This window comes from Streptococcus sp. DFI.7.26, from assembly GCF_022240605.1.
Lineage (GTDB): Bacteria > Bacillota > Bacilli > Lactobacillales > Streptococcaceae > Streptococcus > Streptococcus xiaochunlingii.
Genome location: NZ_JAKOGN010000002.1, coordinates 99,455 through 117,259, shown reverse-complemented (window position 1 = coordinate 117,259; position 17,805 = coordinate 99,455). Strand labels below are relative to the sequence as shown.

Below are 17,805 nucleotides of genomic sequence, written 5' to 3'. Positions count from 1 at the left end.
CTCTGAAAGAAGATACCGTATTAATGTTTAAACATGATGAGTGTGTTGTAGCAATCCTAGCTGACATCGCCAACAAATCCCGTGTTGAGAAAATAACAGATAGAAAAGTCAGGCTTCAAACCTAGCTTTTTTGTGGATTGAAAATAATTATTCAAGCACTATTTTAGTGACTTCTATGTTGTGATTATCATTTTTTTATTGCACAACCTTTTTCTTTCTCTTTCTTTACAAATCAAAGTATAACTCCCATTTTTCAAAGAAATTTGCTATAATGAAAGGACAGAGATTTGAAGAAGCAAAGAAAAAAATAGAAGTAGGTACATGTATGAAGAAAATTCTTGTTGTAGATGATGAAAAGCCGATTTCGGATATTATAAAATTCAATATGGCAAAAGAAGGCTATGAAGTCTTGACTGCCTTCGATGGGAAAGAAGCACTGGCTGTTTTCGAAGCTGAGAGCCCAGATATTTTGATCTTGGACCTCATGCTTCCTGAAATTGATGGTTTGGAAGTAGCGCGTACCATTCGAAAGACCAGTAATGTACCGATTATTGTCTTATCTGCAAAAGATACAGAATTTGATAAGGTCATCGGTCTTGAAATTGGGGCGGATGACTATGTGACCAAGCCATTCTCAAACCGTGAGCTTCAAGCTCGCGTAAAAGCTTTGTTGCGTCGGACAGAACTAACGGTAGAATCACAAACAGTGTCTACATCAGATTCAGAGATTGTGATTGGGGATTTGAAAATCATTCCGGATGCCTTCCTTGCTCAGAAAAAGGGCAAAGAGCTTGAGTTGACCCATCGGGAATTTGAGTTGCTCTATCACTTGGCAACCCATGTAGGCCAAGTCATGACTCGTGAGCATTTGCTGGAAACAGTCTGGGGCTACGATTATTTTGGTGATGTTCGGACAGTGGACGTAACGATTCGACGTTTGCGTGAAAAAATCGAAGATATCCCAGGTCGTCCGGAGTATATTTTAACGCGCCGTGGTGTCGGTTACTATATGAGAAACAATGATTAATTACATCAAAGAAGTCATAACCTCTTATAATTTTATCTTTGTCCTAATTACTCTTGGATTTATTATTGTTGTCGCCTTGCTGATCTTAGAAAATCGTCGGGATAACATGAAGCTACGCTTGTTGAATGATAAGATTAAGAGTTTGATTGCTGGAGAATATTCCGATATCATTGATTTACAAGGGGGTCCTGAATTAACAGAGATTTCCAACAGTATCAATGATTTATCTGAAGTGATTCGTTTGACGCATGAAAATCTGGAACAAGAAACCAAGCGCTTGACCAGTATTCTTTCCTATATGACAGATGGAGTCTTAGCGACCAATCGTCGGGGGCAAATTATTTTGGTCAATGAAATGGCTGCTAAACAACTCAATGTTGTGGTCGAAGAGGTCATGAACATCAGTATTCTAGATCTGCTTGGCATTAGTGAAGAGTATGAACTGCGTGACTTGATTACCAATGTTCCAGAATTGATTATCGATTCGCAGGATGAAAATGGGGAGTACATCTCTTTACGGGTTCGCTTCGCTTTGATCCGGAGAGAGTCTGGTTTTATTTCTGGTCTGGTTGCCGTCTTGCATGACACAACCGAACAGGACAAGGAAGAGCGGGAACGTCGTTTATTCGTATCCAACGTTAGTCATGAACTCCGGACACCGCTTACCAGTGTGAAATCCTACCTGGAAGCCTTGGATGATGGGGCCATTTCGGAGCCAGTTGCACCGGATTTTGTCAAAGTATCTTTGACAGAGACCAACCGGATGATGCGGATGGTGACGGATCTATTGAGTCTTTCACGGATCGATAATGAAACCAGTCAATTGGATGTTGAATTGACCAACTTTACAGCCTTTATCACCTTCATTTTGAATCGCTTTGATAAGATGAAGAACCAGGCTGGCGAGAAGAAATATGATATTGTTCGTGATTATCCTATTTCTCCTGTCTGGGTTGAAATTGATACAGACAAGATGACACAGGTCTTAGACAATATCTTAAATAATGCTATCAAATATTCCCCAGATGGTGGGGAAATTCGTGTGGGGATGAAAACAACAGATGCCCAGTTGATTATCTCGATTTCGGATGAGGGCTTAGGGATTCCTAAAAAGGACCTGCCACGAATATTTGACCGCTTTTATCGCGTGGATAAGGCACGTAGTCGCGCCCAAGGCGGGACTGGTTTAGGACTGGCCATTGCCAAGGAAATTATCAAGCAACATAAAGGATTTATCTGGGCCAAGAGTGAATATGGAAAAGGTTCTACTTTCACGATTGTCCTACCGTATGATAAAGATGCTATCCTGGATGATGGATGGGATAATGAGGATGAATAAGAAAACTAATGGATGAAAAAGGGTTTAAATATAGTATTTTAGCTTCAGGATCGAGTGGTAATTCTTTTTACTTAGAGACTCCTAAGAAGAAAATTCTAGTAGATGCAGGCTTGTCCGGGAAGAGAATTACAGGTTTGCTTGCAGAGATTGATCGCAAACCCGAAGATCTTGATGCTATTTTAATCACACATGAACATTCGGATCACATTCATGGCGTTGGTGTGCTAGCTCGTAAATACGGGATGGACCTATACGCCAATGAAGCTACCTGGAAGGCCATGGAGGGAAGCAAGTACCTTGGGAAGGTCGACGACTCCCAGAAACATCTTTTTGAAATGGGTAAGACCTTAACCTTCGGGGATTTGGATGTGGAAAGTTTTGGTGTTAGCCATGATGCTGCAGCTCCCCAGTTCTATCGTTTCATGAAGGATGGGAAGAGCTTTGTCATGCTGACGGATACAGGTTATGTCAGTGATCGAATGGCAGGGATTGTTGAAAATGCAGATGGCTATTTGATCGAGTCCAACCACGATGTGGAAATTCTACGGGCAGGCTCTTATGCTTGGCGATTAAAGCAACGGATCTTATCCGATTTGGGCCACCTCTCTAATGAAGATGGCGCAGATGCTATGATTCGGACCCTAGGCAATAAGACCAAAAAGATTTATCTAGGCCACTTATCCAAGGAAAACAATATCAAGGAATTGGCCCATATGACCATGGTTAATCAACTGGCTCGAGCAGATCTAGCAGTGGGGCATGATTTTGACGTCTTGGATACATCTCCAGATACAGCGACTCCATTAGTAGATATCTAAATGATTAAAAGAGGAGATGAGCTCATCTCCTTTTTAGGTCAGTAGTGTAGCTTGAAATGAGTGGAAGGATAGGAGCAGTTAGTTTGAAATACGTGTATATAACAGTAGGGTTTATTTCCTTAGGATTAGGGATTATTGGGATTCCATTACCTATTTTACCAACGACCCCGTTTCTTTTATTAGCTATGGCTTGTTTTGCCAAGAGTTCTCAACGCTTTGAAAAATGGTTGCATGGGACCAAGTTGTACCAAACTTATGTAGCGGATTATCGGGAAACCAAGTCGATCTCAAAAAAGCGGAAAAAAAGAATTATTCTACAAATTTATCTTTTGATGGGGATTTCCATTTACCTGGCACCACTCTGGTTTGTGAAATTGGGTCTAGTGGGATTAACTATTTTTATCAGTTATTATTTGTTCAAAGTGATTCCGGATAAAGAAGAATGATATAAGGACAGAATAGGTCCTAAATCCTATCGTGAAAACAAGGGAAAGGAGTGCGAGACGCACTCTTTTTTGGTATAATAGAGGGGTGTATCTTTTGGACGGAATAGGTCACAGGATTCAATCCAGATGCATAAATGAAGAAAGAAAGTAGTAACGTGATGCAAGCCTTATATAACCTTCTTGCTGAGAAATTTCGGCTGACTTTTGACGATACAGAATTGTTGGAAACAGCTTTTACACATACCTCATATGCGAATGAGCATCGCCTCTTAAAAATTTCACATAATGAACGTTTGGAATTTTTAGGAGACGCTGTTCTCCAGTTAGTGATTTCCGAATATTTATTTGCCCTCTACCCTAGTAAGCCAGAGGGTGATTTGTCAAAAATGCGTTCCATGATTGTTCGTGAGGAAAGCCTGGCAGGTTTTTCCCGTGATTGTGGTTTCGATCAATTTATCAAACTTGGCAAGGGAGAGGAAAAATCTGGTGGACGTAACCGAGATACCATCTTAGGAGATTTGTTTGAAGCTTTTTTAGGCGCCTTACTCTTGGATAAGGGAGTGGAGATGGTGCGGAACTTCATTCAGCAAGTCATGATTCCTAAAGTCGAAGCGGGCCAATTTGAGCAAGTGATTGACTATAAGACGCGCTTGCAAGAAATCCTTCAAATCCATGGGGATGTCTTGATTACCTATGAGGTGACGAGTGAATCAGGACCGGCTCATGCCAAGGAGTTTGAAGTGCAAGTGTCTGTCAATGGGAAAATCATCGGTCAAGGACGTGGCCGGTCTAAAAAGGCTGCAGAACAAGAAGCAGCAAAAAAAGCAGTGGAGAATAAGGTGGATCCCTCATGTATTTAAAGGAAATTGAGATTCAAGGATTTAAGTCTTTCGCAGATAAGACCCGGGTCATCTTTGACCAAGGGGTAACCGCAGTGGTTGGCCCTAATGGATCTGGAAAATCAAACATTACGGAAAGTCTGCGCTGGGCCTTAGGGGAATCGAGTGTCAAGAGCCTACGTGGTGGCAAGATGCCGGACGTGATTTTTGCTGGGACTGAAACTCGGAAACCCTTAAACTACGCCTGCGTAACGGTAGTACTGGATAACCGGGATGGCTTTATCAAACAGGCTGCTAAAGAAATCCGAGTGGAGCGTCATATTTATCGCTCGGGTGATAGTGAATACAAGATTGATGGTAAGAAAGTCCGTTTGAGAGATGTCCATGATCTCTTTATGGATACTGGACTGGGGAGAGATTCTTTCTCTATTATTTCCCAAGGAAAGGTTGAAGAAATCTTTAACTCCAAACCAGAAGAGAGACGGGCTATTTTTGAGGAAGCCGCTGGGGTTCTTAAATTTAAAACGCGTCGCAAGGAAACAGAATCTAAGTTGATTCAGACCCAGGATAATTTGGACCGTCTGGAAGACATTATTTTTGAGTTAGAGGGGCAAATCAAACCTCTTGAAAAGCAAGCCCTTGTGGCCAAACGTTTCTTAGAATTGGATCAACAACGCCAAGTTCTTTATTTGGATGTTTTGATTGCTCAAATTGAAGTCAATAAAAAAGACTATGATCAAGCCGTCCAAGAAGAAACCTCCATCCAAGAGCAATTAAAGGCTTATTACCAGAAAAGAGAAGAGTATGAGGCGGAAAGTCTCCGATTGAAACAGAGTCGCCAGACCCTTCAACACCAATTGTCAGATGATCAAGCTAGCCTCTTGGAATTGACTCGTCTCTTAAGCGATTTGGAGAAACAAATCGAATTGGCACGCTTGGAGTCGCAACAGGTCGCTCGAAGTCGTCAGGAAAATCAAGAGCGGGTCAATAGTCTGGAAGAGCGTCTACAAGTTCTTCGGACCCAGTTGGAAGAAAAACAAGCTAATACAAAGAGTCTTCAAGAAGAACTACAAAAGAGCCAAGTAGCTCTGGAAGGTTTGGAGAAAGAGTTGGCCAGCTTCTCAGAAGATCCAGATCAGGTGATCGATTATTTACGTGAAAAATACGTGGCCTTGATGCAGGATGAAGCGGAGCGATCAAACGAATTAACAACCATTGAAAATCAATTGGAAGCCTCAGCTCAATTGTCACAAAGTAAAAAGGAAGATTACCAAAATCAAATCCAAATGGTGACAGAATTGCAGGAAAAAGAGCAGGTTGCTCAAGAAGCTTATCAAGGAGCTCAAGAGCATCTGAAACACTTGCTTGAGACCTATCAGTCAGAGGCAAAACGGTTTGAGGAAGCTCGCCAGGCTTATCAAGAAGCGCAAGCCAAGATGTTTGATTTACTGGATCAAAGTAAGGAAAAACAGGCTCGCATTAACAGTTTAGAGGCGATTCAAAAAAATCATAGTAATTTTTATGCGGGCGTGAAGAGTGTCTTGCAAGAAGCGCCTCGCTTAGGTGGAATCGTGGGAGCTGTCAGTGAAAAACTTTCCTTCTCACCAGAGTATCAGACTGCCTTAGAAATTGCTCTAGGAGCCAGCAGTCAGCATATCATCGTAGAAGACGAAGGAGCAGCAACACGGGCAATCGAGCATCTGAAGAAGAATCGCTCGGGTCGTGCAACCTTCCTTCCTTTGACAACTATTAAACCACGCTACCTTACAGGAAAGAATCAAGAACTGATTGAAGCCTGTCCAGGATTCCTAGGGATAGCTAGCAGTTTGGTGGACTATGATCCTTCCCTCGAGTCGATTTTCCAAAACCTTTTGGGTGTCACAGCTATTTTTGATACGATTGAGCACGCCAAGACGGCTGCTTGCAAGGTTGCCTACCAAGTTCGTATCGTGACGCTGGATGGAACTGAACTGCGCACAGGTGGTTCCTATGCAGGTGGTGCAAATCGAAGCAATAATTCGATTTTCATCAAGCCAGAACTGGATCGCTTGCACCAAGAATTGGCCTCTCTTCAGAAGAACTTGCGAGAAGTAGAAGGGCAGGTTCAAGAGCAACAGGACCAAGTGACCCAATCACAAGAAACACTAGAATCTTTGAAAGGCCAAGGAGAAGGGGCGCGACTAGAAGAGCAACGACTTCAACTGGCTTTTGAGCAAGCTCACCAGCAACTCTTGGATGCCCAAGAACTGTTAGAACTTATCCGTACAGAGCTGGATGAAGGTAGCGACCAGGAGCTCCTCCAAAAACGGGATCACTTGCAAGCGCGACTGAAAGAAATTGAGGCGGAAAAAGAGCAAGTCACTGCTGAGATTGAAGAAGTCAAGCTCAATAAAGATGTCGTTGTCGAGAAAATTGAAAATTTACGAGCAGCCATTGCCAAGCTCCAATTACAGAAAACAGAGTTGAAGAGTCGATTGACCTATGACCAGACAGATGCCGAACGCTTGCAGCAAGAGTTGGCTTCTACTGAACGGGAAATCCAAGCTCTCCAATATGCGATTGAGCAGGGAGAAGATCGACATGAGCAAATCGATGTTTCTGTCCTTGAAAAACAACTGCAAGCAACCCTTCAAGAGAAAACCGCTCTGGAGCAAGCTGTGATTCGTAAGCAATTTGAATTAGAGGATTTGGAAGGCCAGTCTGATGATGTAGCGGGTCATATGGAACAAGCCCGTCGTCAAAATGAGGAATGGATTCGCCTACAGGCCAAAGCAGAATCCAATCGCGATCGCTTGGCAGATAAGCTAAATAAACTGATGTTAGCTCTGACCGATGAATTCAAGATGAGTTTTGAAGAGGCATCTAATCAGGCCAACGAACTAGAAAATCTAGCCCAGTCTGAGCAAGTCTTAAAAGACTTGGAGAAAGCGATTAAAGCCTTAGGCCCTGTCAATATTGATGCTATCGAACAATACGATGAGGTCAAGACTCGGTTTGATTTCCTTTCCGGTCAACGAGAAGATGTCTTGGCAGCGAAGAATCTTCTTCTTGAAACCATTAATGATATGAATGATGAGGTGAAAGAACGCTTTAAGTCTACGTTTGAAGCGATTCGTGAATCCTTCCGAATAACCTTTAAACAGATGTTTGGGGGAGGATCCGCTGATCTCATCTTGACGGATGGGGATCTCTTGTCAGCTGGAGTCGAGATTTCTGTTCAACCGCCTGGTAAGAAAATTCAATCCTTGAATTTGATGAGTGGTGGGGAGAAAGCTTTGTCAGCATTGGCGCTGCTCTTCTCAATCATTCGTGTCAAGACTATTCCATTTGTCATCTTGGATGAGGTAGAAGCGGCTCTAGACGAGGCTAATGTTAAACGTTTTGGGGATTACCTCAATCGTTTTGATAAGGAAAGTCAGTTTATTGTGGTCACCCACCGTAAGGGAACCATGGCGGCAGCAGATTCCATCTATGGAGTGACCATGCAAGAATCTGGAGTCTCTAAGATTGTATCTGTGAAGCTGAAAGATATAGAAGGAATGGATAATGGAAATTAAATTAGTCGCAACAGACATGGATGGGACCTTTTTGGATGAAAATCATCAATTTGATCAAGCTTTATTCCTAAAGGTATTAAAGAAGTTTCAAGAAAAAGGGATCTACTTTGCGGCAGCAAGTGGTCGGTCTCTCCTCTCTTTGAAGACAATCTTTAAAGAGGTTCAGGATCAGATTATTTTTATAGCTGAAAACGGCAGTGTTGTTGAGTTTCATGGTGAAGATGTCTATGAAGCGACCATGAGCCCTGAATTTTACCAAGCCATGTTTGACAAGTTACAAGAAAGTCCTTATTTCGATAAAAATAAGTGCTTGTTAACGGGAAAACTCGGGAGCTATGTTTTAAAGACCGTTGATCCAGACTATCTAGCTGCTTCGCAAAACTACAATGAAAATATTCAAATGGTGTCTGATTTTTCAGAAATTGATGATCTTGTCTTTAAGATGACCACCAATTTTGACCAAGAAGTATTAGCGGAAGGGGAAGCCTGGGTTACCCAAAATGTTGAGGGTGTTAAGGCTATGACCACTGGTTATGAGTGCATTGATATTGTCTTGGATTATGTGGACAAGGGGGTCGCCATCCAAGCCCTAATGGATCAATTAGGCATAAGCTCAGATCAAGTCCTAGCATTTGGTGATAATCTCAATGATCTTCATATGATGCAGGTTGTTGGCCATCCAATTGCACCAGAAAATGCCCGTCCAGAGATTTTGGAATTGGCTGAAACCGTATTGCCCCACCATTCGACAGGATCGGTCCTTCGCTATATGGAGGAAGAATTATGAGTCAGATTAAGGTTATCGCACTAGACTTGGACGGTACTCTCTTAAACTCAGAGAAGAAAATCTCCCCTCGGAATTTAGCTGCCATTCGTGCAGCTCAAGAAAAAGGGGTCAAGGTAGTTTTGACGACGGGTCGTCCCCTCAAGGCTATGGATTTTCTGCTTCAAGAGATTGGGACTGTCGGCTTGTCAGATGAATACACCATTACTTTTAATGGTGGCTTGGTACAAAAGAATACAGGGGAGATCATTGCGAAGACAGTTTTCTCTCGAGATGATGTCGTCCGCATTTATGAGGAGACAGAGGCCCTTGGTTTGCCCCTAGATGCCATCAGCGAAGGGGATGTTTATACACTGGTATCTGATCAAGAATCTCTTTACCCTCTCTATAACCCTTACTTGAATTTTATTCCCGTTTCTATTGAAGATTTGTCCAGTCAGATTTCCTACAATAAGTGTGTGACGGCCTTTCAACAGGACTATTTGGATGGCGCTATTCCAAAGATTTCTCCTGAATTAAGGGAGCGTTTTGAGATTTTTAAATCCAGAGACATGCTCTTGGAATGGTGCCCCAAAGGCGTTCAAAAGGATCGAGGCTTGGAAGCTTTGGTGGAGTATTTAGGAATCGATGCTAGCCAAGTCATGGCGTGTGGAGATGAAGCCAACGATGCCAGCATGTTAAAATGGGCAGGACTAGGAATCGCTATGGCCAATGCGGTGGATGAGGTGAAAGAGATTGCCACACTAGTCTCGGACTACACCAATGATGAAGATGCAGTCGGAAGAGCGATTGAAGAATATGTATTGAAGGAGGGTCAATAATGGGATTATTTGACCGACTATTTGGAAGAAAAGAAGAAACAAAACCAAAAGCCCAAGAACTTACAGAAGAGATTGGGGGAAGCGAGAAAGAAGCAAGTTCGCCAGCTGAGCCGATATCACAAAAGGCTTCACAAAGTGATGAAGCTAAGATCTCGGCAATGGAAGCCTACTATGCGGAATTGAAAGAGCGGATGGCTACCGAATCAGCGCAGGAGTCGACAGCATCCATTGAAGAAGAAGTTCCTTCAGAAGAGCCTGTAAATCAGGAAACAGCTATCGAGGAAGAGGGCTCTTCTCAACTAGAGCAAGCTACCTCTCCTGAGGAAGTAACCGAACCTGCTCCTGTTCCTGAAGAACAGACTATAGAAGTAGAAACGTTACAAGAAGAGAGTCTTGATGAAGAGCCTCTGAATTCTTCATCAGATCTTGTCCAAGAAGTCCTTGAAGAAGAAGTTCTTGTAAAAAATGAAACAGAAGATGAGACTTCAATTCTTTCCAAAGAACCCGAGGAAGTAATTGAAGAAGCAACTACTGAAAGTTCAGAAGAAGATACAGGAGAGTTTGAAGAAGACACTCCAGTAGAAGAAACAACTAGCGAATCTGAAGATACAGAAGAGCTTGAAGAAGAATTCCCAGTAGAGGAAGCTGCTAGCGAACTTGAAATTTCAGAAGAGGTTGAAGAAGAGACTGAAGTAGAAGAAACGACAAGTGAGCCAGAGCTTGCTCAACCAACAGAAACGGTTCAAGAAAAATACAATCGAAGCTTGAAGAAAACTCGGACCGGCTTTGGTGCTGCGCTTAATGCATTTTTTGCTAACTTCCGTTCTGTAGATGAAGAATTCTTTGAAGACTTAGAAGAACTCTTGATCATGAGTGACGTCGGAGTTCAAGTCGCTTCGAATCTGACGGAAGAGCTCCGCTATGAAGCACGCTTGGAAAATGCCAAGAAGCCGGATGCCTTGCGTCGCGTGATTATTGAAAAATTGGTGGATCTCTATGAAAAAGATGGCCAATACAATGAGCAAATCAACTTTAAGGACGGCTTGACCGTCATGCTCTTCGTCGGAGTGAATGGCGTTGGGAAAACCACTTCTATCGGAAAACTGGCTCATAAGTACAAGAAGGAAGGGAAAAAAGTGATGCTAGTCGCAGCAGATACCTTCCGGGCAGGAGCTGTTGCTCAATTGGCTGAATGGGGACGCCGTGTGGATGTGCCCGTTGTCACAGGTCCTGAAAAATCAGATCCTGCAAGTGTGGTCTTTGATGGGATGGAACGAGCAGTGGCAGAGCAAGTCGATGTTTTGATGATTGATACGGCTGGTCGCCTTCAGAATAAAGACAATCTGATGGCTGAATTAGAAAAAATCGGTCGCATTATCAAGCGCGTGGATCCTACAGCCCCTCATGAAACCTTCTTGGCCTTGGATGCGTCTACAGGACAAAATGCCCTGGTCCAAGCCAAGGAATTCTCTAAGATCACGCCGATTACTGGAATCGTCCTTACTAAGATTGATGGAACAGCTCGAGGAGGAGTGGTTCTTGCCATTCGAGAAGAATTGGATATCCCAGTGAAATTAATCGGTTTTGGTGAAAAAATCGATGATATCGGTGAGTTTAACTCTGAAAACTTTATGCGTGGTTTGTTAGAAGGTCTAATATAATAAACATCCTGCAAGAATGCTTGCAGGATGTTTTTTCTATTCTAATCGACCATCTTTACGATAGGCGATATCTGGTTAGCGGCTTCTTCGTAGGCATATCTGCGGTTGACGGCCTAAGCTGATGCTACTGAGTTCTTACCTATCTCGGTCTGCGTCAGGTCGTTAAGTGCGGCGATTTGTTTTATGAAGCTAACTGTGTGCTTTAGGAGAATCTCTCTATACGAGCTATGACTTGTTTATTAGATCTTAATCTAATTCGCTCGCTTTGGCTTAGTAAAATGGTTGATCTTCTTTCGTAACAGTAAGCTTTAACTTATGTTTTCAAGTAAATAATCAAATAACTGGTTCGCAATAAGTTCTGCATGGGTATTTATAACGGGGAATTCAAAGTAATAATATTGAGATTCATATCTTTCTAATATGTAGCTGGGAATTAAAAAAAATTTATTATAGCAAGAAGATATTTCTTTTATAGAATTAGAAATATCTTCTAATTTATTACTTATATTAGTTATGTCAAAAAATAGCTCACTAAAACCATTATCAATATTATTAATTGTAATAAATGGATATTTATTTTGATTGCAAAACTCCCAGTGGTCAGTATAATTTTGATCTTTTTTATAAATAAATTTATTCATATAATCCTCTTATTTGAATTTGAAGTCAGTTACATTCTTCCTTTTTCCAGCTTTATCAAATATTGCCATGTAGTGAATAGTAAGCCCATCTATTTTTTGCTAACCCCAATGGGTCAACCGATCCTTGAACATTAGGTGCAAACCAATAAAAATTAGCCCCGCTCCACAACCCAATCGGATTCTGATTCACAAACCAACCCGTATCAGGCTCGGAATACCTGAAGAAGTTGTAATGCAAACTGGTCTCTTCATCAAAGTACTGGTTTTGAAGTCTGAACGGCTGATGCGCATTCTTATAAATCCGCTCTTCCTTTTTCAGACGACCCCAGGCGGTGTATTCGCCGTACCATAAGAGATTGCCGTCCTTATCGGTCATCTCACGCGGTATGCCAATTTTGTCGCAGTGGAAGTAGTGGGATTGTTGGACGTCTTCTCCGTCTTAGGTTGTCCAATCGCGAACCTGTGCCAGCGGTTCGTAGCTACTTGGATCGGTGTAGATATAGGTATATCTGCCGTACGGGTGGATTTTCTGCAAGAGATGACTGCCGTCCCAGACGAAGTGGGGTTGGTTTTCGGGGGCGTTCCCGCCTAAATCATGCGGGAATGACGTTTCTGAAAAACAGAAACCGAGTGTGTACCGCACACACCCTACATCGGGACTGGAGGTTTTGTGCAGGCTACGGTTTACTTAATAAATTTATTGAATATTCCAATTAAAAATATTTAAATGGATAAACATTAAATAAATTATTACTTATACTATTTACTGAATTTATAAACTCAGTTTTTATGTTATCCGTTAGTGTCTCTCCTTCATCTAATAGGTGTTCTAAATCTCGGTATAAGAAAGCCAACTGGATAAATTGTGAGAAATCTATCCCTAAATTTGTAAATCCAGATCTGGTATACTCTCCAGCATCATGATTATAATGAAAAATGGTATTATCTATTTTATTTAAAAACCATCCATCTCCCTGTCCTGCTTGTCCAATACTCCAAAAACACCTTGATATTTCGGGATAATTACACTCTAGGTATCTATTTTCATTTAAAGCCTCTTCATAATTAAAAAGAGAAATATCAGGTATTATTTCTACTTCCTGATACTTAGCAATAAATAACAAATAGTTATTATCCAGCTTAGGAAGTTTATCTAACTTTTTAATTTCTACTTTACGCTTAATACATATATTAAAAAAATCCTCGGGAAATAATTTTGATTTGAACATAAAAGTATACTCCATAATTTTTTTGATAGAAAGATATTTCCTTCAATATTTTCCTAATCCTTTTATTGTTGTTTTTAGATATTATAGCCTTACCGTCATTATTTTTTAGATTTAGCAAATTACAACTTCACAATCAGATTCTCCAAAAATATACTCAATATATTCATTTAATTTTTTATCAGGTTGATATGTAATAATTAGATTTTTAATACTATTTTGATAAATTTTTTGGTTTTCTTGAAAATAAATAACTAATTTATCGGAATAAATTTCTACCTTTTTGAAACCACCTACCCCTGAATATTGTTGACTATTAATTTCATAATAATAGTATTCTAAGTCATCAACTTCTCTTTGCAAAATTAAGTAATTGTCAGGATTAGGTTTTTCACTATCTGCAAATGCAATGGTAAGAATATCATCTTCTATTTTGTAATATGTATTTCTTGAAATAATTTCCATAAAAAATTCCTTATCATATTGTTTCTTAACATTTTCCAGGTGGAGGTGTTTGTCGTTTTTTTCCAGCTGGGCGAGGTGCTTTACGAGTTCTTTTTTACTTTTTCCTGCTTCCCATGGCTCAGTCCCTGGAACTTCATAAATTATCCTGGCCCCTGTTTTTTCATGTGCTCTATTCATAGCCCCTTTACAACTAGGACATGCTGGGTAATCTCCTTTAATTCTCACTGTATCTCCAGGCTTCAAGTCCGGTGTTAAATCTCGCATCGCTCTATTTTCTGTATGAGTGGCCAAAGTTGATCTAGGAAAACCTAATGCCTTTTCCTCTGGAGTCATACCTCCACTTTGATAGGAACGTGGCTGCCCCACAAAATTACCCTTACTATCAAAATGACTAACAATTGCATTATGTGTACCTTTCCCAGAACCAAATTTTGCTAACCCCCAAGGGTCAAGCCACATAGCCACATTAGGCGCAAACTGATATAGATTATCTCCACCAATTAATCTAATCGGATCCTGATTCACAAACCGCCCGGCCTCAGGATCGTAATAGCGCATCAGATTGTAATGCAGCCCCGTTTCACGGTCGCAATACTGGTTTTGCAGGCGGAAGGGCTGGTATGCGCTATCCGTTACCTTGGTTGCGTTCTTTAGTTTGCCCCAACCGTAATAATCGCCGAACCAAACCAGTTTGCCTTCACTATCGGTCATCTCTCTCGGTATGCCGATTTGGTCGCAGTGGAAGTAGTGGGCTTGTTGGACGCCATCTCCGTCTTCGGTTGTCCAATCGCGAACCTGTGCTAAGGGTTCATAGCTGTCTTGGTCGGAATAATAGCTGCGGCTCCAGACCAGCGGCAAAATGCCTTCAAAAGCAAAGTTGGTTTCACCCTCCAAAAATTTCAAACCATGTATCGGATTGACCGGCCGGTCGCCACCCACCGCACCCTTAAAGGCCGGGAAGTTATAAATAGAGTTGGATAGTACTTGTTATTTTCTTTTGTGTTTCAACACTAATTTCCTGGTTAAAATTTTGGATTAATTTTAAAAAATCAATAATTAATTTGATTTGAGAAGTGTTAAATATCGTACTTTGGTTTCTTAGGGCAATATATATAAATTCAACAACGTAACCATATAAATAAAATTTAGATAAATTAGAAAAAATATATTTTAAACAGCAGGGAGTAAAATATAATATAGCCTTATTAGTATAAGCTTGCCACTCTAGTGATTCGAGTATTGAGAGAAAATCATCGTATGTTATCTCAATCCAAGTTTTAGTAGATAGTTGCATTATAGAAAATATATAAAAGTTATCACTATCATCAAAACTTATGATATTGTTTTTATCAACTTTGAAAACTGGAAAAGTAGTCCTAATTTTTTCCTCTAGATAATTTCGTTCTTGTATATATTTTACCTCCGTAAGAAATTTTTCAAATTCACAATATACTCCTAAGTCTTTGACAAACTTTGAAATATATTCTAAAAAATCATAAATTATATTGATTTCATCTTTGGTTAAAGATTGTAGTAAATCAAATAGTTCACTTACTTCTCCTTGGGATATGTTAGAATAATAGCTAAATAATTCTATGAAACTATCATTATCCATACTAGGGTTTTCTATTGAACTTAGTAAAAGTGTATTTAAATGTAAGGCATTTTCATTTTTTTGTTTATCTGACATTTGATTTTTAATTAATAGAATTAGATTGTTTTTTTTCATGTCTTACTTTCTCCATTTTAAGGTATGGCACCATTTGATTGATTCATAATCTATTTTTTATTTACGATTTTTAAAATTATTTAATAGTTTTACTATCTTCTCTTTATTTTCGCTGGATGAGTTAATTGCAATTTTAACGGCATTTTCTCCAAATTCATTTTGTATATTTTTATCAGATCCATTATCAAGGAGTATTTTCACCATTTCTATATTTCCAAACATGCATGCATAATGTAGGGGAGTATACCCTAAGTCCCCTTTAAGATCGATCAATGCTCCATTTTGAAGAAATACAAGAGCATCATTTAAAGAATTATTTCTGGCAGCAATATGTAAAACTGTATCATCCATACCTCCTACTTGATTTATATCTTCAATAGTGTCACCCAAGAAATCAGGATGCGTTTCATATTTTTTTAAAATACATAACAATTCTTTTTCCATTAATAATACCTATAGTTGTAAGTTGATAAATTTAATATCTTGATCTTATTTATTACACGTGACGCAATTTTCTTTATGTTCTTTTTTATTGTTTAATCTGTTTTTACGTTCTTGTATTTTTTGAGCATGACCGTCCTGGCCGTATTCATAGGCTGTTTTGGCTTAGATTGTTACGGAATAAATATTTCAGACGACCCTAGCAGGTGTAGTTGCCGAACCAAACCAGATTGCCATCCTTATCGGTCATCTCGTGCGGTATACCGATTTGGTCGCAGTGGAAGTAGTGGGTTTGTTGGCGGTTTTCTTGAAGATTTCGGCTTTAACCAGTTGGTCATGCAGGTCGTAGAAATAGTTCTGCACTTCGTCGTCGGTCAGTTCGCGGTGGATCAGGTTGCCGAAGTGGTCGTAGTAATAGGTCGTGCCGTTGTAGGTTTTCAGGCGGTTGTCTGGGATGGTAGGGCTATTGTTGTCGGACAGGATATTGTGCGCGGGGTCGAAGTAGCCTGTACTTTTTCAGGTAATCCGAAGAGACTGAGGTCATTTGAACAGAAACCGCGTGCGTACCGCACGCACCCTACGTCGGGATTGGAGCTTTCATGCGGACTACGGCTTGCTATTCTGATAGTAGAAAACTTGTTATTAAAACGTCTATATTATCAATTAATTTAATAGGAACTATCACTGTATACAGTAAATTTTCATCAAATGAACTATTAAAATCATATATAGCATCATAATTATCATCTACAATGATTTTTATAATTTTTTTTCATTGGGAGCATGTGCTGAAAAAATGGGATTCCCATCCATAAATGACGTGCCATCAGAATACGTAGTTTTGAAGTATGGAAAAATCCATTTTTCTCTATTGATTGAATTTATATTAAGTAATTTTACAAATATATTTTCAATATACTGTTCTAATTTACTATATTCATCAATATTCTCATACCAATTTTCATATTTATTCATCATGTTTAAACTTTCTAAATATTTAAGAATTTGGGCCAATTCTTCCTGAAATAATTTCAATATCAACACGTTCATGTTTAGTTCCTTTTACCATGAAAGTTTTTGATATAGGGGCATCTAATCCATTGCAACTGTTTCAATTTTCTATAAAATTTTTGGTTTTCTTAAAAGCTTCTTCTCTATCTTTTAGATCTCTCTTTGGGAGTTTTCTTTTTAGTTCTTCGAGTTTATCTTGAACATCTTTTACAGTAACAGGCTTATCTGTATCCCAAGAAACAGATTCTTCTAAATGCGTTCCTTGTACCTGAACGCGTCCTCTATTTTTTGCTAACCCCAATGGGTCAACCCATCCTTGAATATTAAGTGCAAACTGGTAAAAATTCTCCCCACCCGACAACCCAAGCGGATCCTGACTCACAAACCAATCCGCATCAGGTTGTAATGCAGCCCGTTTCACGGTCGGCATATTGGTTTTGCCGTCTGAACGGATGATTCGCATCTTTGTAAATCCGATCGTCCTTTTTCAGAAGACCTCAGCCGGTATAGTTGAAGCAAGTGAGGAGAGCATAGGGAAGAGGTCGTCTGAAAATTGATTTCAGATACTCTTGATATTTGGTGGAACTCGACCTAACCTACGACTACTGTTTGTTAAGTTTAAGCCATGATCTATGTTTGTTAAGAGGAGTTTATTGTCCTTGACCAAGAATTTCTTCTCCAATTATTGAATCTAACTCTATCCATGCATCTTCAAGTTGACTAACAATAGAAGATTCATTTTTATTTGGGTCATCTTTTAAATTGAGATACCAAATATGTGTTAATTTCGGTATTTCATATAAAATAGATGCTAGTCTTTTTTCAATTAGATTATGATTATGAGTATAATGCTTTATTTCATTTAAAATTTTTAATAATTCTTGATAGTCCTTTACATCGAATTCAAGATCCATTCTGACCTTATAAATAAAACTATTATTTTCAAGTTTTTCTAATAATTCTTTCATGGTAAACTCCTTTAAGTTATACAAAGCAAAGG

Annotated in this window: 19 protein-coding genes; 9 read left to right on the top strand and 10 right to left on the bottom strand. The window is 39.8% G+C overall.

The features are described 5' to 3' along the window. Positions 1-325 precede the first annotated feature (325 nt). The 9 genes from yycF to ftsY all read left to right on the top strand — a co-directional run bounded on the left by yycF (position 326) and on the right by ftsY (position 11,292). Positions 326-1,027: a response regulator YycF gene (yycF, locus tag L0M85_RS03235; RefSeq protein ID WP_238656480.1), complete on the top strand. Its 702-nt coding sequence runs from the start codon at positions 326-328 to the stop codon at positions 1,025-1,027. Further along, entirely contained in the window at positions 1,020-2,366 is a 1,347-nt protein-coding gene (gene vicK / locus L0M85_RS03230; protein ID WP_156676662.1) for a cell wall metabolism sensor histidine kinase VicK, read from the top strand. The genes yycF and vicK overlap by 8 nt, the downstream gene beginning before the upstream one ends. A gap of 8 nt (positions 2,367-2,374) precedes the next feature. After that, a complete protein-coding gene (locus tag L0M85_RS03225) occupies positions 2,375-3,184 on the top strand; it encodes an MBL fold metallo-hydrolase (RefSeq protein WP_156676661.1) in 810 nt (269 codons plus the stop codon). A gap of 83 nt (positions 3,185-3,267) precedes the next feature. After that, positions 3,268-3,630 (top strand): YbaN family protein, encoded by a 363-nt coding sequence (locus tag L0M85_RS03220; RefSeq protein WP_023023915.1) that lies wholly within the window; start codon positions 3,268-3,270, stop codon positions 3,628-3,630. Between the two features lie 158 nt (positions 3,631-3,788). Continuing rightward, the gene (rnc, locus tag L0M85_RS03215) at positions 3,789-4,490 is read left to right on the top strand and encodes a ribonuclease III (RefSeq protein WP_048689531.1); all 702 of its coding nucleotides are present in this window, start codon (positions 3,789-3,791) and stop codon (positions 4,488-4,490) included. After that, entirely contained in the window at positions 4,481-8,026 is a 3,546-nt protein-coding gene (smc, locus tag L0M85_RS03210) for a chromosome segregation protein SMC (RefSeq protein WP_238656479.1), read from the top strand. Before rnc ends, smc begins: the two co-directional genes overlap by 10 nt. After that, positions 8,016-8,813: an HAD family hydrolase gene (locus tag L0M85_RS03205; protein ID WP_238656478.1), complete on the top strand. Its 798-nt coding sequence runs from the start codon at positions 8,016-8,018 to the stop codon at positions 8,811-8,813. The genes smc and L0M85_RS03205 overlap by 11 nt, the downstream gene beginning before the upstream one ends. After that, a complete protein-coding gene (locus L0M85_RS03200; protein ID WP_048789301.1) occupies positions 8,810-9,631 on the top strand; it encodes a Cof-type HAD-IIB family hydrolase in 822 nt (273 codons plus the stop codon). Before L0M85_RS03205 ends, L0M85_RS03200 begins: the two co-directional genes overlap by 4 nt. Next, the gene (gene ftsY, locus L0M85_RS03195; protein WP_238656477.1) at positions 9,631-11,292 is read left to right on the top strand and encodes a signal recognition particle-docking protein FtsY; all 1,662 of its coding nucleotides are present in this window, start codon (positions 9,631-9,633) and stop codon (positions 11,290-11,292) included. The genes L0M85_RS03200 and ftsY overlap by 1 nt, the downstream gene beginning before the upstream one ends. A 308-nt stretch (positions 11,293-11,600) precedes the next feature. On the opposite strand, the gene L0M85_RS03190 is transcribed toward ftsY, so the two are convergent. The 10 genes from L0M85_RS03190 to L0M85_RS03145 all read right to left on the bottom strand — a co-directional run bounded on the left by L0M85_RS03190 (position 11,601) and on the right by L0M85_RS03145 (position 17,773). Then, positions 11,601-11,933 carry a hypothetical protein gene (locus tag L0M85_RS03190; protein ID WP_061863329.1) on the bottom strand — a complete coding sequence of 111 codons (333 nt, stop codon included), beginning with the start codon at positions 11,931-11,933 and terminating at the stop codon, positions 11,601-11,603. Between the two features lie 55 nt (positions 11,934-11,988). Further along, entirely contained in the window at positions 11,989-12,309 is a 321-nt protein-coding gene (locus tag L0M85_RS03185) for an RHS repeat-associated core domain-containing protein (RefSeq protein ID WP_238656476.1), read from the bottom strand. A gap of 337 nt (positions 12,310-12,646) precedes the next feature. Then, positions 12,647-13,162, bottom strand: coding sequence for an SMI1/KNR4 family protein (locus tag L0M85_RS03180; protein WP_238656475.1), 516 nt, complete (start codon positions 13,160-13,162; stop codon positions 12,647-12,649). Between the two features lie 111 nt (positions 13,163-13,273). Then, positions 13,274-14,563, bottom strand: a complete 1,290-nt coding sequence (locus L0M85_RS03175; RefSeq protein WP_238656474.1) for an RHS repeat-associated core domain-containing protein — start codon at positions 14,561-14,563, stop codon at positions 13,274-13,276. Positions 14,564-14,585: 22 nt separating this feature from the next. Further along, entirely contained in the window at positions 14,586-15,353 is a 768-nt protein-coding gene (locus L0M85_RS03170) for a hypothetical protein (protein ID WP_238656473.1), read from the bottom strand. Between the two features lie 57 nt (positions 15,354-15,410). Beyond that, complete coding sequence (locus tag L0M85_RS03165; RefSeq protein ID WP_238656472.1) at positions 15,411-15,797, bottom strand: ankyrin repeat domain-containing protein; 387 nt, start codon at positions 15,795-15,797, stop codon at positions 15,411-15,413. Positions 15,798-15,993: 196 nt separating this feature from the next. Then, the gene (locus L0M85_RS03160; RefSeq protein WP_238656562.1) at positions 15,994-16,056 is read right to left on the bottom strand and encodes a hypothetical protein; all 63 of its coding nucleotides are present in this window, start codon (positions 16,054-16,056) and stop codon (positions 15,994-15,996) included. Positions 16,057-16,553: 497 nt separating this feature from the next. Then, positions 16,554-16,844 (bottom strand): hypothetical protein, encoded by a 291-nt coding sequence (locus L0M85_RS03155; protein ID WP_238656471.1) that lies wholly within the window; start codon positions 16,842-16,844, stop codon positions 16,554-16,556. Between the two features lie 61 nt (positions 16,845-16,905). Continuing rightward, complete coding sequence (locus L0M85_RS03150) at positions 16,906-17,268, bottom strand: hypothetical protein (protein WP_238656470.1); 363 nt, start codon at positions 17,266-17,268, stop codon at positions 16,906-16,908. A 187-nt stretch (positions 17,269-17,455) separates the two neighbouring features. Further along, positions 17,456-17,773, bottom strand: coding sequence for a hypothetical protein (locus tag L0M85_RS03145; protein ID WP_238656469.1), 318 nt, complete (start codon positions 17,771-17,773; stop codon positions 17,456-17,458). Positions 17,774-17,805: the final 32 nt, after the last annotated feature.

What these genes read in the sequence shown, in the direction of transcription:
- L0M85_RS03225 (WP_156676661.1), top strand. Translation starts at nt 2,375, where the DNA reads ATGGATGAAAAAGGGTTTAAATATAGTATTTTAGCTTCAGGATCGAGT.
- L0M85_RS03205 (WP_238656478.1), top strand. Translation starts at nt 8,016, where the DNA reads ATGGAAATTAAATTAGTCGCAACAGACATGGATGGGACCTTTTTGGAT.
- L0M85_RS03155 (WP_238656471.1), bottom strand. Translation starts at nt 16,844, where the DNA reads ATGAACGTGTTGATATTGAAATTATTTCAGGAAGAATTGGCCCAAATT.
- yycF (WP_238656480.1), top strand. Translation starts at nt 326, where the DNA reads ATGAAGAAAATTCTTGTTGTAGATGATGAAAAGCCGATTTCGGATATT.
- L0M85_RS03190 (WP_061863329.1), bottom strand. Translation starts at nt 11,933, where the DNA reads ATGAATAAATTTATTTATAAAAAAGATCAAAATTATACTGACCACTGG.
- ftsY (WP_238656477.1), top strand. Translation starts at nt 9,631, where the DNA reads ATGGGATTATTTGACCGACTATTTGGAAGAAAAGAAGAAACAAAACCA.
- L0M85_RS03165 (WP_238656472.1), bottom strand. Translation starts at nt 15,797, where the DNA reads ATGGAAAAAGAATTGTTATGTATTTTAAAAAAATATGAAACGCATCCT.
- L0M85_RS03150 (WP_238656470.1), bottom strand. Translation starts at nt 17,268, where the DNA reads ATGCGAATCATCCGTTCAGACGGCAAAACCAATATGCCGACCGTGAAA.
- L0M85_RS03200 (WP_048789301.1), top strand. Translation starts at nt 8,810, where the DNA reads ATGAGTCAGATTAAGGTTATCGCACTAGACTTGGACGGTACTCTCTTA.
- rnc (WP_048689531.1), top strand. Translation starts at nt 3,789, where the DNA reads ATGCAAGCCTTATATAACCTTCTTGCTGAGAAATTTCGGCTGACTTTT.
- smc (WP_238656479.1), top strand. Translation starts at nt 4,481, where the DNA reads ATGTATTTAAAGGAAATTGAGATTCAAGGATTTAAGTCTTTCGCAGAT.
- L0M85_RS03180 (WP_238656475.1), bottom strand. Translation starts at nt 13,162, where the DNA reads ATGTTCAAATCAAAATTATTTCCCGAGGATTTTTTTAATATATGTATT.
- L0M85_RS03145 (WP_238656469.1), bottom strand. Translation starts at nt 17,773, where the DNA reads ATGAAAGAATTATTAGAAAAACTTGAAAATAATAGTTTTATTTATAAG.
- vicK (WP_156676662.1), top strand. Translation starts at nt 1,020, where the DNA reads ATGATTAATTACATCAAAGAAGTCATAACCTCTTATAATTTTATCTTT.
- L0M85_RS03185 (WP_238656476.1), bottom strand. Translation starts at nt 12,309, where the DNA reads ATGACCGATAAGGACGGCAATCTCTTATGGTACGGCGAATACACCGCC.
- L0M85_RS03170 (WP_238656473.1), bottom strand. Translation starts at nt 15,353, where the DNA reads ATGAAAAAAAACAATCTAATTCTATTAATTAAAAATCAAATGTCAGAT.